Genomic DNA, 12,060 nt, shown 5'->3' with positions numbered 1-12,060 from the left:
CCGGCGACACGGCGAGAGGTCAACCACCCTGGCCCCGGGGGGCGTGAACTGTACACTAGGTCTCTACCCGAGGAGTCGATCAGATCGAGACGCAGCGGTTAATTCGAGGAGAACACACGATGATGCACACAGGTTCGACGAGCAGCAGCCCCGCCACCGTCGTCATCCTCGCCGCAGGGATGGGCAGCCGGCTCGGCCGCTCCCTCCCCAAGCCGCTCACGCCGCTCAGCGACGGGCGCACGATCATGCAGCAGCAGTTCGACAACATCCACCACGCCTTCGGCACGAAGGTCCCGGTGAGCATCGTCGTCGGCTACAAGCTCGAGCACATCATCGAGGCCTTCCCCTCGGCGACGTTCGTCTACAACGAGCAGTACGACCAGACCAACACCTCCAAGAGCCTCCTCCGCGCGCTGCAGGCGAGCGGGCAGGGCGGCGTGCTGTGGATGAACGGCGACGTCGTCTTCGACCCGCGCATCCTCGACCGGGCGGCCGCGCTGATCGCGAAGGACGTCTCCTTCGTCACCGTCAACACCTCGAAGGTGTCGGACGAGGAGGTCAAGTACACGACGAGCGCCGAGGGCTTCATCCAGGAGCTCTCCAAGACGGTGCGCGGCGGCCTCGGCGAGGCGGTCGGGATCAACTACGTGTCCGCCTCCGACAAGGCCGCGCTGGTGCGCCAGCTCGCCCGGGTCGACGCCCTGGACTACTTCGAGCGTGGCATAGAGTTGGCGATCGAGCAGGACCGCCTGCTCGTCGAGCCGATGGACATCTCCGACCTCTACGCCGTCGAGGTGGACTTCGCCGAGGACCTCGAGCGCGCGAACCTCTTCGTCTGACGCTCCCGGCTCCTCCCCCGGCTCGAGCGGAGCCGACGGGAGGAGTCGCGCAGTGAGCACGGCCGACACCCTCGCGACCGAGACGGCCCTGCGCCACCGGCGCTCCCGGGCCTGGCGCTACCGTCACTCCCTCTGGCTGCTGACCAGGCGCGACCTCACCGTCCGGTACGCCACGAGCGCGCTCGGCTACGTCTGGTCGGTTCTCGACCCGCTCGTGATGTCGGGCATCTACTTCTTCGTCTTCACCGTCGTCTTCCAGCGGACCGTCGGCGAGGACCCGTACATCGTCTTCCTGCTCGCAGGCCTGCTGCCGTGGATGTGGTTCAACCAGGCGACCTCCGACGCGACCCGCGCGTTCCTCCGCGAGGCGAAGCTGGTGCGGTCGACGTCGATCCCGCGGACCATCTGGGTCGGGCGGATCGTGCTCTCGAAGGGCATCGAGTTCGTGGCGAGCCTGCCGGTGCTGGTGCTCTTCGCCGTGATCGCCGGCGCGCACCTGACCTGGGCGGCGCTGCTGTTCCCCGTGGCGATCCTGCTGCAGGCGGTGCTCACGCTCGGCGTGGGTCTGCTGGTGGCCCCGCTCGTGGTGTTCTTCCGCGATCTGGAGCGGGCCGTGAAGCTCGTGCTCCGGTTCCTCTTCTACGCGTCGCCGATCATCTACTCCACGGCCAACCTGCCGGAGCAGATCCGGCCGCTCGCGGCGCTCAACCCGCTCAGCGGAATCTTCGCCCTCTACCGCTCCGCGTTCTTCGAGAGCGAGCTCGACGTCCCGCTCATCCTCGCCTCCGCGGGCCTCTCGGTGCTCGTGCTGGCGCTGGGCCTCGTCGTCTTCCGCCGCTCCGAGCGCGCGGTGCTGAAGGAGCTGTGATGGCCGACGCCCCGGTGGTCATCGAGTGCCGCGGCCTCGGGATCCGCTTCCGCCGCAACCGGCGGGGCCGCCGCTCCTTCAAGGACCTCTTCGCCGGCCGCTCCCGCCGCTCGCGGCCCGGCGAATACTGGGCGCTGCGCGGGCTCGACGTGCAGGTGCGGGCGGGCGAGGCGATCGGTGTCGTCGGCCGGAACGGTCAGGGGAAGTCGACGCTGCTCAAGCTCGTCGCCGGCGTGGTGCTGCCGGACGAGGGCGCGGTGGAGGTGCGCGGGGGCGTCGCTCCGCTCATCGAGATCACCGGCGGCTTCGTGGCCGACCTGAGCGTCCGCGAGAACGTCTACCTGACCGCGGGTCTCCACGGGATGTCCAAGCGCGAGGTCGACGCGCGCTTCGACTCGATCATCGAGTTCGCCGAGATCGGCGACTTCCTCGACACCCCCTACAAGCACCTCTCGAGCGGGATGAAGGTGCGCATCGCCTTCTCCGTCGTGTCGCGGCTCGAGGAGCCGATCATCCTGGTGGACGAGGTGCTCGCGGTCGGCGACAGGGCGTTCCGCGAGAAGTGCTACGCGCGGATCGAGGAGCTGCTCGCCTCCGGCCGCACCCTCTTCTTCGTCTCGCACAATGAGCGCGACCTCCGCCGCTTCTGCACGCGCGGCCTCTACCTGGACAAGGGCCGCCTGGTGCTGGACGCGCCGATCGAGGAGGTGCTCGCGCGTTACGCTGAGGACTACGCGCCGACACCGCGGAGCAGCACGGCGCCGGCCGAGGGCCCGCCCGTCCAGGGCACCGTCTCCGACGACTGACCCCTCCCGCACGCGGCGCCCGAGGACGCAGGAGTGCACGACATGGCCCAGAAGGACCGCAAGCGCGAGCGCGCCGTGGAGAGGGCCGGCGAGGTGGAGCAGGCCGACGGCTCCGAGAACGCTCAGCTGGCGAAGCTGCTCGACCGGCTCCTCGCGGTGCAGCGCCCGGCCGTGCTGGCGAACATCCGCCTGCTGCGGCGCCGGCGTCCCGGGGCGACTCCGGAGCAGATCATCACGTCGCTCGAGCGGCAGTACCTCTCGAGCGTGGCCGCGGGAGGCGCGGCGATCGGGGCGACCGCCGTCGTCCCCGGCATCGGCACGGCCGCCTCGGTGGCCCTCTCCGGCGCGGGAGCGGCGGGGTTCCTGGAGGCGAGCGCGCTCTTCGCGCAGTCGGTGACGGAGGTGCACGGGATCCCGCTCGAGGACCCGGACCGCGCGCGGGCCCTCGTGCTCACGCTGATGATGGGCTCCTCCGGCAGCGAGATGGTGCGCCAGGTGGCCGGGCAGGCCGTCGGCGGGGGCAGCGGCCTCAACCAGTACTGGGGCTCCGTGGTCACGAAGGGCCTGCCGTCCTTCCTCGTGGGCGAGCTGGCGGACCGCGCGAAGAAGTCCTTCGCCAAGCACTTCCTCGCCCAGCAGGGCGCGGGCCTGGTCGGCCGGGCGATGCCGTTCGGGATCGGAGCGGCACTGGGCGGCGTCGGCAACGCGATGCTGGGCCGCAAGGTGATCCAGAGCGCGCGCGACGCGTTCGGGCCGGCACCGCAGGCGTTCGGCAACACCCTCGTGCTCGAGCCGACCCGCGCCGAGCGGAAGGCGCTGGCCGCCGCGCCGGCCGAGCCGCTGGCGCTGTTCGTCCGCGACTACGGCGGAACGGGCGAGCGGACGGCGCTCCTCCTCCACGGCCTCGGCTCCGACTCCCGGATCTGGTACGCCCTGGTCCCGACGCTGCACGAGCACGGCTACCGCGTGGTGGCCCCCGATCTCGCCGGTCACGGCGGCTCGCCGGCATCGCCCGTGTACTCGCCGGAGCGCTGGGCGTCGGACGTCCGCGCCTCGGTGCTGCAGACCCCCGACCTCGTCATCGGCCACGGCCTCGGCGCCGTCGTCGCCGCCCGGCTCGCCCCCGAGTACGGCGCCGACCGGCTCGTCCTGCTCGACCCCGCGTTCTCGGACGCCCGGGGACTGACGAGCGCGCTCCACCGCGGCGGCTCGGTCGCGCACGTCGAGAAGGGCGACGCCGACTCCCTCCGCCACCGCCACCCGATCTGGACGGACGAGCAGATCGAGCTCGACGTGTCGGCCCACGCGCTCTGGGAGCAGGACTCCGCCGGCGGGCTGACGGCACGGGGTGCGGCCGAGGCCCCCGAGACGTTCCCCGTGGCGACGCTCGCCGTGATGCCGGAGGACCCGCTGGGCCACGGCTCGCTGGGCGGCGTCCTCGCCGGCCGCGGCGTCGAGGTGCGGACCGTGCCGGGGGGCGGGGCCTCGATCCTCCGTGAGGACCGCGCGGCGCTGATCGCGGCGCTGGAGGACCGGATCTAGCTCAGGATCTGCTCCAGCTCAGGGCCTGCTCCGCGCGCGATGGTCCGGAGCCGTCGGAGGCGTTCGGTCAGCGTTCCCGAGGCCGGCGCCCGGGCCCGACGAGCGGCATCCCGAGCACGGTGCGGACGAGTCCGCCGCCGTCGCGGTCCTCGGCGATCACGCGGAGGCCGGTCTTCTCGGCGACGCGCCTCGAGGCGGCGTTGTCCGGGTGCACGAGCGCCACGAGTCGTCTCGCGAGGCGGTGGGCGAGCGCGAGGTCGCGGCAGGCCGCAGCCGCCTCGGTGGCGTAGCCGCGGCCGTGCAGACCGGCCCGCACGTGGTAGCCGACCTCGAGCTCGATCCCGCCGTCGACGCGCTGCCAGGTCAACCCGCAGTCGCCGACGAACTCGCCGTCGAGGGTCTCGACGATCCACAGCCCGAAGCCGTGCTCGCGGTAGTTGCGCCGGTTCCACTCGATCCAGGCGGCTGCCTGCTCGCGGTCCTTCGGCCCGGGGTAGTACCGCATCACGACCGGGTCGCCGAGCAGGTCCGCCATGTCGGGGAGGTCCTCGGCGGTCATCTCACGGAAGCGCAGCCGGGCGGTGGCGGCGGGGATCATCGGGTCGGGCTGCTCGGCCTGCGACTGCGGAGACGGCGACCGGGACCGTCGTCGAGCGCTCGATCCATCCGGCCGCCGCCCCCGGCCCTACTTCTCCGCCTTGGCGGCGGCCTTCGCGGCCTGCTTGGTGGCGCGGACCTTCGTCAGCGACTCCGGAGAGACGATGTCGGCGACGGAGCGGAAGGCGCCCTCCTCTCCGTACGCGCCCGCGGCCGAGCGCCAGCCCTCCCCCGAGAATCCGCGCTGCTTGCCGAGCAGGGCGAGGAAGATCCGCGCCTTCTGCTCACCGAAGCCGGGCAGCGCCTTCAGACGCGCGAGGACCGTGCGGCCGTCGGGCTCGTCGCGCGTCCAGACCGCCGCGGCGTCGCCGTCCCAGTCGTCGACCAGAGCGCGGCAGAGGACCTGCACGCGCCCCGCCATGCTCGCCGGGTAGCGGTGGATCGCGGGCGGAGTCCGGCAGAGCTCCGAGAACGCGTCCTCGTCGAAGCCCGCGATCGACGCGGCGTCGAAGGAGGCGCCCTCCGCCTCGAGGCGCTCCTCGATCTTGCGGGGCCCGGAGAAGGCCGTCTCCATCGCGACCTGCTGGTCGAGGAGCATCCCGATCAGCAGCGCCAGCGGGTCGCGGCTGAGCAGCGCGTCGGCGTCTGGATCGTCGGTGATGTGCAGGGCGGAGTCGCGGGTCATCCTCCAGGGATACCACGGACGGCCCCGGCGGCGAGCGCGCGGACGGTCCGGTCGACGAGGTCCAGCGCCGCAGCGAGCTCGAGGTCGCCGACATGGCCGTAGCCGAGGACCAGCGCCTCGATCGCAGCCCGTCCCGACAGGGCGTACTCGTGCAGAGTGGCGACGAGCAGTCCCTCCCGGAGCAGCGCGGCCGCGACGGCGTGCGCGTCCAGAGGCGCGGGCAGGGAGAGGACGACGTGCAGACCCCCGTCGAGTCCGCTTGCGCGCCCCCACGGCACCGACTCCCCGAATGCGTGGACCAGCTCACGGCGGTGGGCGTAGCGCCGTCTCGAGCGCGTGAGATGCCTCCGGAACGCCCCGCTCGCCATGAACTGCGCGAGCGCCGCCTGCGTCGGACCCGAGGCGGAGGCGTCCTTCTCGTCGTCGAGGCCGGCCAGCGCCCCGCGGAGCCAGGACGCCGGCGGAACGGCCAGGTAGGCGATGCGGAGCCACGGCGAGACGGTCTTCGAGAACGACCCGACATGGGCGACTCCGCCGCCGGAGTCGAGCGAGGCGAGCGCGGGCAGCGGGGCGCCGACGTAGCGGAACTCGCTGTCGTAGTCGTCCTCCACCACGAGCAGGGGGCCGGCCGACGCGCGGCGCACCAGCTCCAGGCGCTCGGCAAGGGCGAGCCTGCCTCCGGTCGGGTACTGGTGCGACGGAGTCACGACGACCACGTCCGCGCCGGAGCTCGCGAGAGCGTCGAGGTCGATGCCGTCGCCGCGCACCGGGACGCCGACGACCTCGTGCCCGTCGGCGCGCAGGCGGCGCCGGACGGCCGGGTAGCCGGGGTCCTCGACGGCGACGCGCACCTCGCGTCCGAGCGAGGCCGAGGCGGCGCGGGCCAGGAGCGCGACGGCGCCCGCGGTGCCGCTGGTCACCACCACGTCCGACGCCTGCACGTCGACGCCGCGGGACCGGCGCAGCTGCTCGGCGATCTGCTCCCGCAGGGCCGGGTCCCCGGAACCCCGAGGAGGCGCCGAGGGCGGCGAGGCGAGCGCCAGGCGCCAGGCGGCCCGCCACTCCGGGGTGTCGAGGGCGCGGGTGTCCGGCCGGCCCGGCCTCAGGTCCGCCGCGGCGGGCGGGACGACGGTCTCCCGGGACTCCGGCCGCGGCTCCTGCGGCGCCGGCGCCAGCAGTCCGTCGGAGGCGACCGTCACCGCTGCGCGCGGGTGGGCGACGAGGTAGCCCTCCCCCACCAGCTGATCCACCGCGGCGACGACGGAGCCCCGCGAGACGCCGAGCCGCTCGGCGAGCACGCGGCTCGACGGGATCGGATCTCCCGCCCGGTAGCGCCCGTCCAGCACCGCCTGGCGCAGCGCCTCGGCGAGCCCGGCGCGGACCGAGCCGCGCGGCGACGGCCCGAGGAGGAGCGGGATCTCCAGATCGCCCGACGCCATCGACCGCTCCGCTCTGGACCACTCCGATCGCGGCCCAGTGGCATCCTGGCAGATCCAGTCGGCGCGGGACGATTCCGACATGGACAGCCTCCCCGTCACCGACCGCACCCGCGTCTCCCGTCTCCGCGACCGCCAGCGCACCGATCCCGCCGAGCTGCACGCCCTGCTCGACGAGGCGCTCGTCGCCCACGTCGCCGTCGTGCGGGACGGCGCCGCGATCGTGCTGCCGATCCTCTTCGCCCGCGACGGCGACTCCCTCCTGCTGCACGGGTCGAGCGGCGGAGGACTGCTGCGGGAGGCGGCGCGGCACTCGCTCCTCACCGCCTCGGTCACGCTGGTCGACGGACTGGTCGTCGCCCGCTCCACCTTCGACAGCTCGATGAACTACCGCTCGGCGATGGTGATCGGCCGGGCCGAGGCGCTGGAGGGCGAGGAGAAGGCGCGGGCCCTCGATCTGCTGGTCGCACGCCTCCTCCCGGGGCGCGACGAGGAGGTGCGGCCGAGCACCGACCGCGAGATCGCGGCGACGCTGGTGCTGCGCCTCCCCCTGGCCGAGGCGAGCCTGAAGGTGCGCGCGCACGGAGCGGGCGACGAGCCGGAGGCCGGGGTCTGGGCGGGCGTCGTGCCGCTGGTCACCCGCACGCTCGCGCCGGTGCCGGCGGAGGAGGGCGTCGCGGTCCCGGAGTCGGTCCGCCGCTTCAGCGCTGCGGTCGACGGCGCGGTGCCGACCTGGCGCTGAGCGGACCGGCCGTCGCGGTGCGGTCCGCTACTTGGCGTCCTGACGGGGGAAGACGACCTTCTGCACGACGATGATCACCGAGGCCGCGACCGGGATCGCGACCAGGGCGCCGAGCACGCCCGCGATGGTGCCGCCCGCGACCGCCGCGATCACGACGACCGCACCGGGGACCGAGACGGCCTTGTTCATGATGCGGGGGCTGAGGAGGTACGCCTCGACCTGCATGTAGACGAGGTAGTAGATCGCGGCGACCAGCGCGGTCAGCGGCGAAGCCAGGAGGCAGGCGAGCGAGATGATCACGGCGCCCGAGAGCGTGCCGACCAGCGGGATCAGGGAGCCGAGGAACGCGACGCAGGCCAGCAGCGCCGGCACCGGGGCGCCGATCGAGAGCAGCAGGATGAACGTGAGCACGCCGTTCACGCCGGCGAGCGAGACCTGGCCGACCACGTAACGGCCCACGGCGCCGGTGATCTCGTCGCCGACCTCGTGCGCCTTCGCGCGGTGCGAGGCGGGGGCGAAGCGGTAGGCGACGGCCTTCATCGAGCGCAGCGACGCGAGGAAGTACAGGGTCAGGATCAGCACGATGACGGCGCCGGTCACGCCGCTGGCGATGCCGGTCCCGACCGCGATCAGTCCGCCGCCGAGCGAGAGCAGGTTGTTGGGGTTGCCGATGAAGCTCTGGACGCTCTCGATCAGCTCGTCGATGTCGATCACGCCGCGCAGCTGCTGCTCGAGGTCGAGCACCCACTGCTGCGAGGCGATGTCGGTGACGATCTGCGGGGCGCTCGTGACGAACATCGTCAGCTGCTCGACCAGGATCGGGATGATGTAGACCAGCAGGCCGGCGAAGATCAGCACCACCGCGGCGAAGACCGCCGTGATCGCCAGCGGCCTCGGCAGGCGCTTGCTCTCGAGCCAGGAGACCAGCGGATCGAGGCCGAGCGCGAAGAACAGCGCCACGAAGATGTAGGTCAGCACCGTGCCCAGCTGCACGACGAGGCCGCCCAGGACGAGCGCCACCAGCACGCCGAGCGCGCCGAACAGGCCGATGCGGAAGGAGCGGATCGTGAAGACCGGCTTCTCCGGGTCGGCGGAGACCACGATGTCCGGCTCGACCGCGGGCTGGGCGGGTGCCGACCGGCGCCGGCGGGAGCGGGCGAAGGCGCGCGGGGTCATCATGGGACGAGCGTAGCGGGGCACCGGGAGGCCGCCCGGCGACCGGCCCACCCTTGACGCGGCCGTTCGAGCGGTGCTCCCGCCCACTCAACCCTCCGGATCGTGGTCGTCGACCGCGCCGTCGCCCCGGTGCAGAGCGGCGTGCCGCTCCCACTCGGTGAGCAGGTGCTCGATCGCCTCGTGGAAGCGCCGCGTGGCCGCTCCGGGCGACGTGTCGCCGAAGTAGCGGTGCACCCAGCGCTCCAGCCGCTCGACCGACTCCGGATCGTGCTCGGCGCTGTCGATCCGCCCGATGATCGCGGAGGCGTCCTCTGCGTGCAGCCACTCCGCGTCGCCGAGGTAGCCGCTCTCGTCGACCTCGGCCTCGGCGCTGACGGGCCGGGTGACCAGCAGCGGGCGCCCCGTGGCCAGCCGGTCGTAGACCATCGCCGACACGTCGAGGATCGCGAGGTCGGCGGCGGCGAGCTGCCAGCCGAGCTCGGCACCGGTGTCGTGCACGTGACCGGCGCGCGGATCGGCCGCGTTGGCGGCGGCGATCATCGCGACGATCGCCCGGTCGGCCGCGGCGTAGTCGGAGTCGACCGCGCCGCTGCGGGGATGCGGGCGGTAGACGAGCCGGAACCGCGGGTCGGCCAGGAGCCCGCGCACGAGGGCCGTGCCGTGGCTCCGGATCGAGCCGTAGCCCGCGGCGGGGCGGTCGCCCTCCCAGGTCGGCGCGTAGAGCACCACGCGGCGCTCGTCGGGCGTGAACGGCACGGCGCCGGCGAAGTGGTCCGCCTGAGGACGGCCGATGGCGAGGGCGCGCCTGTCGAAGTCGTAGTCCCAGAGCACGCGGCGCAGCCGGGCGAGGGCGGCGTCCCCGGCGATCATGCTGTAGTCGTACGCCTTGAACTGGTTCGTCGTCATGTACATCTTGTCGCTCTCGCCGTGATTGACGAAGACGTGCCAGCGGCGCCCGTAGCGCATCATCTGGAAGTTGCGGGCGTTCTGGTTGACGTAGAGCACGATCCGCAGCGGCTGGCTCGCGATGGTGCTCTCGAGGTCGGCGACGGAGCGGACGTAGGCGACCGGGACCGGGCTCTCGCGCAGCAGCACCTCCGCGGCGCCGGCGTTGCGGCTGAGCAGCACGACCGGGTGCGTCTCCGCCAGCTCGGCCAGCGGCCGGTACCACTGCCGCAGCTGGTACAGGTTGATGTCGCCGTCGGCGAAGTAGACGCCGATCTCGAACCGGCCCTCGGGCAGCGGCCCGCGCTCCGCGAGCAGCCGGGTCACCGCGTGGCGGGCCCGGCGAGCCGCGAGCAGCTCGCCGCCCACCTTGCGCGCGAGTCGCGCGTCGGTGCGGAGGCGGGCGATCAGGGCACGGGGAGCGGGAGTCATCCGCCCCAGGGTACCGGCGACGGCCCCCACGCCGGGGGCCTCGCACGGTCCGATCAGGCCGGGGTCACCCTCAGCCAGACGAACTGCAGCGGAGCGAGACGGAAGCCCTCGCGCAGGTCGACCGCGATCTCGGTGACCAGGTCGACCGCCTCCGCGGCGAACCCGACGAACCGCTCGGCCGCGACCTCCTGGACCTCGTCCGACACGTTCGCGAGCACGAGCACCGACTCCCCGTCGCCGGGGCGCTGGTAGCCGAGCACGTGGTCGTTGACCGGGTCGAAGACGCTCAGCTCGGTGCCCGCGAACATCGGAACGGCCTTGCGCACGGCGATGAGGTGCAGCAGCCCGCCGAAGACCTCGCTCGCGGCCGTCCCCGGGACCTCGCGCTCGTCGTAGCGCTCCGCGGGGCGGCGGGGACGGTTCACCCAGCGCGAGTCGCCGGCCGTCGTCGGGTCGTCGAGATAGCCGTGGTCATTGAGCTGGCCGACCTCGTCGCCGAGGTAGAGCAGCGGCAGCCCCCCGGTGCTCAGGGCGATCGAGTGCGCGAGAAGCACACGGTCGATCCCGTACGGGTCACCCGCCTCCACTCCGGCGAGGGACGCGGTGGTGCCCGAGACGCGGCGGTCGCCGGTGCGCGGGTTCTCCTGGAACGGCACTCCGCGGGCGAACGTGCCGTCGAACCGGTCGGTGTAGAAGTCGTTGAGGAAGCGGCGGTGGCCGGCCGCGTCGATCCCGAGCTCGGCGGCGTCCTCGTCGGCGAAGGTCCAGCCGATGTCGTCGTGCCCGCGCACGTAGTTGACCCAGGCCGTGCCCTCGGGGAGGGCGTGCCGGCGCTCGAGGGCCTGCGAGAGGAGACGGACGTCGCGGGTGGCGAGCGCCTCCCAGGTGAGCGCCATCTGCAGCGGGTTGTACGAGAGCTGGCACTCCTCGACGTCGATGTACTCGATCACCTCGTCGGGGTGCACGATCGCCTCGGACTTGAACAGCAGCGCCGGAGCGGCCAGGCGGCAGACCTCGTTGAACGCGCGCAGCAGCAGGTGCGCCTGCGGCTGCGACTCGCAGGTGGTGCCGAGCTCCTTCCAGATGAACGCGACCGCGTCCATCCTCAGGGCGTCGATCCCCTGGTTGGCGAGGAAGAGCATCTCTCCCGCCATCGCCCGGAACACCTCGGGGTTGGAGTAGTTGAGGTCCCACTGGTAGCGGTGGAACGTGGCCCAGACCCAGCGCCCGTCCTCCAGCTGAACGAAGGAGCCGGGATGGTCGTCCGGGAAGATCTCGCGCGTCGTGCGCTCGAAGGCGTCGGGCTGCTCCCGGTCCGGGTAGATCCAGTAGTAGTCCTCGAAGCGCTGCTCGCCGGCGAGCGCGCGCTGCGCCCACTCGTGCTCGTTCGAGGTGTGGTTGAAGACGAAGTCGACCACGAGTGCGATGCCCTGCTCACGCAGCTCGGAGGCCAGCCCGCGGAGCTGCTCCATGTCGCCGAGGTCCGGCCGCACGCGCCGGTAGCTCGAGACCGCGTAGCCCCCGTCCGACTCGCCCTCGGGCGCATCGAAGAGCGGCATAAGGTGCAGGTAGTTCAGGCCGATCTCGCGGAGGTACGGGATCTCGGCGCGCAGCCCCTCGAGGTCGCCCGCGTAGCGGTCGACGTAGCAGACCCCGCCCAGAGCCTTGTTCGAGAGGAACCAGGTCGGGTGCTGCTCGCGGGCGCGGTCGAGCGCGCGGAGCTCCTCGGGCCGCTCCTCCCAGGAGGCGGCGGCGAGCTCGACGATCGCGACCAGCTGGTCCTCGAGGTCGTCGCGGCCGGCGTACACCGTGGCGAGCAGATCGACCAGGCGCGGGAGGTGCTCGTCGAGGCGGCCGGAGAACTCGTCGTCGACGGCGCCGAGGCGCTCGCGGACCGCCAAGAGGAGGTCCGGTCCGGCAGGGGTCGCCTCCGCCTCGGCGCGCTCGGGCGGGGAGAGCTGGGTCGAATCGAACACCGTCGTCCTTTCGGGG

11 protein-coding genes are annotated in these 12,060 nt (G+C 72.8%); 5 read left to right on the top strand and 6 right to left on the bottom strand.

The features are described from left to right. The first annotated feature begins 119 nt into the window (after nt 1-119). From C5D66_RS04590 to C5D66_RS04575, 4 genes are read left to right on the top strand one after another with little or no spacing between them, the layout of a single operon-like run. Nucleotides 120-839 (top strand): phosphocholine cytidylyltransferase family protein, encoded by a 720-nt coding sequence (locus C5D66_RS04590; RefSeq protein ID WP_258063830.1) that lies wholly within the window; start codon nt 120-122, stop codon nt 837-839. A gap of 52 nt (nt 840-891) precedes the next feature. Further along, nucleotides 892-1,707: an ABC transporter permease gene (locus C5D66_RS04585; RefSeq protein WP_374953537.1), complete on the top strand. Its 816-nt coding sequence runs from the start codon at nt 892-894 to the stop codon at nt 1,705-1,707. Further along, a complete protein-coding gene (locus C5D66_RS04580; RefSeq protein ID WP_104326801.1) occupies nt 1,707-2,513 on the top strand; it encodes an ABC transporter ATP-binding protein in 807 nt (268 codons plus the stop codon). The genes C5D66_RS04585 and C5D66_RS04580 overlap by 1 nt, the downstream gene beginning before the upstream one ends. 42 nt (nt 2,514-2,555) lie before the next feature. Beyond that, nucleotides 2,556-4,055, top strand: coding sequence for an alpha/beta hydrolase (locus C5D66_RS04575; protein WP_104326800.1), 1,500 nt, complete (start codon nt 2,556-2,558; stop codon nt 4,053-4,055). A 67-nt stretch (nt 4,056-4,122) separates the two neighbouring features. Here C5D66_RS04575 and C5D66_RS04570 read toward each other — a convergent pair whose 3' ends face one another. The 3 genes from C5D66_RS04570 to C5D66_RS04560 all read right to left on the bottom strand — a co-directional run bounded on the left by C5D66_RS04570 (nt 4,123) and on the right by C5D66_RS04560 (nt 6,776). Then, nucleotides 4,123-4,653, bottom strand: a complete 531-nt coding sequence (locus C5D66_RS04570; protein ID WP_104326799.1) for a GNAT family N-acetyltransferase — start codon at nt 4,651-4,653, stop codon at nt 4,123-4,125. Nucleotides 4,654-4,740: 87 nt separating this feature from the next. Then, entirely contained in the window at nt 4,741-5,337 is a 597-nt protein-coding gene (locus C5D66_RS04565) for an HhH-GPD-type base excision DNA repair protein (protein ID WP_104223574.1), read from the bottom strand. Beyond that, nucleotides 5,334-6,776: a PLP-dependent aminotransferase family protein gene (locus tag C5D66_RS04560; RefSeq protein ID WP_181067880.1), complete on the bottom strand. Its 1,443-nt coding sequence runs from the start codon at nt 6,774-6,776 to the stop codon at nt 5,334-5,336. Before C5D66_RS04560 ends, C5D66_RS04565 begins: the two co-directional genes overlap by 4 nt. A 79-nt stretch (nt 6,777-6,855) precedes the next feature. Here C5D66_RS04560 and C5D66_RS04555 point away from each other — a divergent pair, with 79 nt between their 5' ends. Further along, nucleotides 6,856-7,515 (top strand): pyridoxamine 5'-phosphate oxidase family protein, encoded by a 660-nt coding sequence (locus C5D66_RS04555; protein ID WP_104256036.1) that lies wholly within the window; start codon nt 6,856-6,858, stop codon nt 7,513-7,515. A 27-nt stretch (nt 7,516-7,542) separates the two neighbouring features. Here the strand turns inward: C5D66_RS04555 and C5D66_RS04550 are convergent, their stop codons facing one another. The 3 genes from C5D66_RS04550 to C5D66_RS04540 form a co-directional block, all read right to left on the bottom strand. After that, nucleotides 7,543-8,694: an AI-2E family transporter gene (locus C5D66_RS04550; RefSeq protein WP_244229611.1), complete on the bottom strand. Its 1,152-nt coding sequence runs from the start codon at nt 8,692-8,694 to the stop codon at nt 7,543-7,545. An 84-nt stretch (nt 8,695-8,778) separates the two neighbouring features. Continuing rightward, a complete protein-coding gene (locus C5D66_RS04545; RefSeq protein ID WP_258063832.1) occupies nt 8,779-10,068 on the bottom strand; it encodes a CDP-glycerol glycerophosphotransferase family protein in 1,290 nt (429 codons plus the stop codon). Between the two features lie 53 nt (nt 10,069-10,121). After that, nucleotides 10,122-11,969, bottom strand: a complete 1,848-nt coding sequence (locus C5D66_RS04540) for an amylosucrase (protein ID WP_104326809.1) — start codon at nt 11,967-11,969, stop codon at nt 10,122-10,124. Nucleotides 11,970-12,060 lie beyond the last annotated feature (91 nt).

The organism is Rathayibacter sp. AY1B4, assembly GCF_002932815.1.
GTDB lineage: Bacteria > Actinomycetota > Actinomycetes > Actinomycetales > Microbacteriaceae > Rathayibacter.
This window is presented reverse-complemented; position numbering and strand designations above follow the sequence as displayed.

What these genes read in the sequence shown, in the direction of transcription:
- C5D66_RS04590 (WP_258063830.1), top strand. Translation starts at nt 120, where the DNA reads ATGATGCACACAGGTTCGACGAGCAGCAGCCCCGCCACCGTCGTCATC.
- C5D66_RS04580 (WP_104326801.1), top strand. Translation starts at nt 1,707, where the DNA reads ATGGCCGACGCCCCGGTGGTCATCGAGTGCCGCGGCCTCGGGATCCGC.
- C5D66_RS04575 (WP_104326800.1), top strand. Translation starts at nt 2,556, where the DNA reads ATGGCCCAGAAGGACCGCAAGCGCGAGCGCGCCGTGGAGAGGGCCGGC.
- C5D66_RS04570 (WP_104326799.1), bottom strand. Translation starts at nt 4,653, where the DNA reads ATGATCCCCGCCGCCACCGCCCGGCTGCGCTTCCGTGAGATGACCGCC.
- C5D66_RS04565 (WP_104223574.1), bottom strand. Translation starts at nt 5,337, where the DNA reads ATGACCCGCGACTCCGCCCTGCACATCACCGACGATCCAGACGCCGAC.
- C5D66_RS04560 (WP_181067880.1), bottom strand. Translation starts at nt 6,776, where the DNA reads ATGGCGTCGGGCGATCTGGAGATCCCGCTCCTCCTCGGGCCGTCGCCG.
- C5D66_RS04555 (WP_104256036.1), top strand. Translation starts at nt 6,856, where the DNA reads ATGGACAGCCTCCCCGTCACCGACCGCACCCGCGTCTCCCGTCTCCGC.
- C5D66_RS04550 (WP_244229611.1), bottom strand. Translation starts at nt 8,694, where the DNA reads ATGATGACCCCGCGCGCCTTCGCCCGCTCCCGCCGGCGCCGGTCGGCA.
- C5D66_RS04545 (WP_258063832.1), bottom strand. Translation starts at nt 10,068, where the DNA reads ATGACTCCCGCTCCCCGTGCCCTGATCGCCCGCCTCCGCACCGACGCG.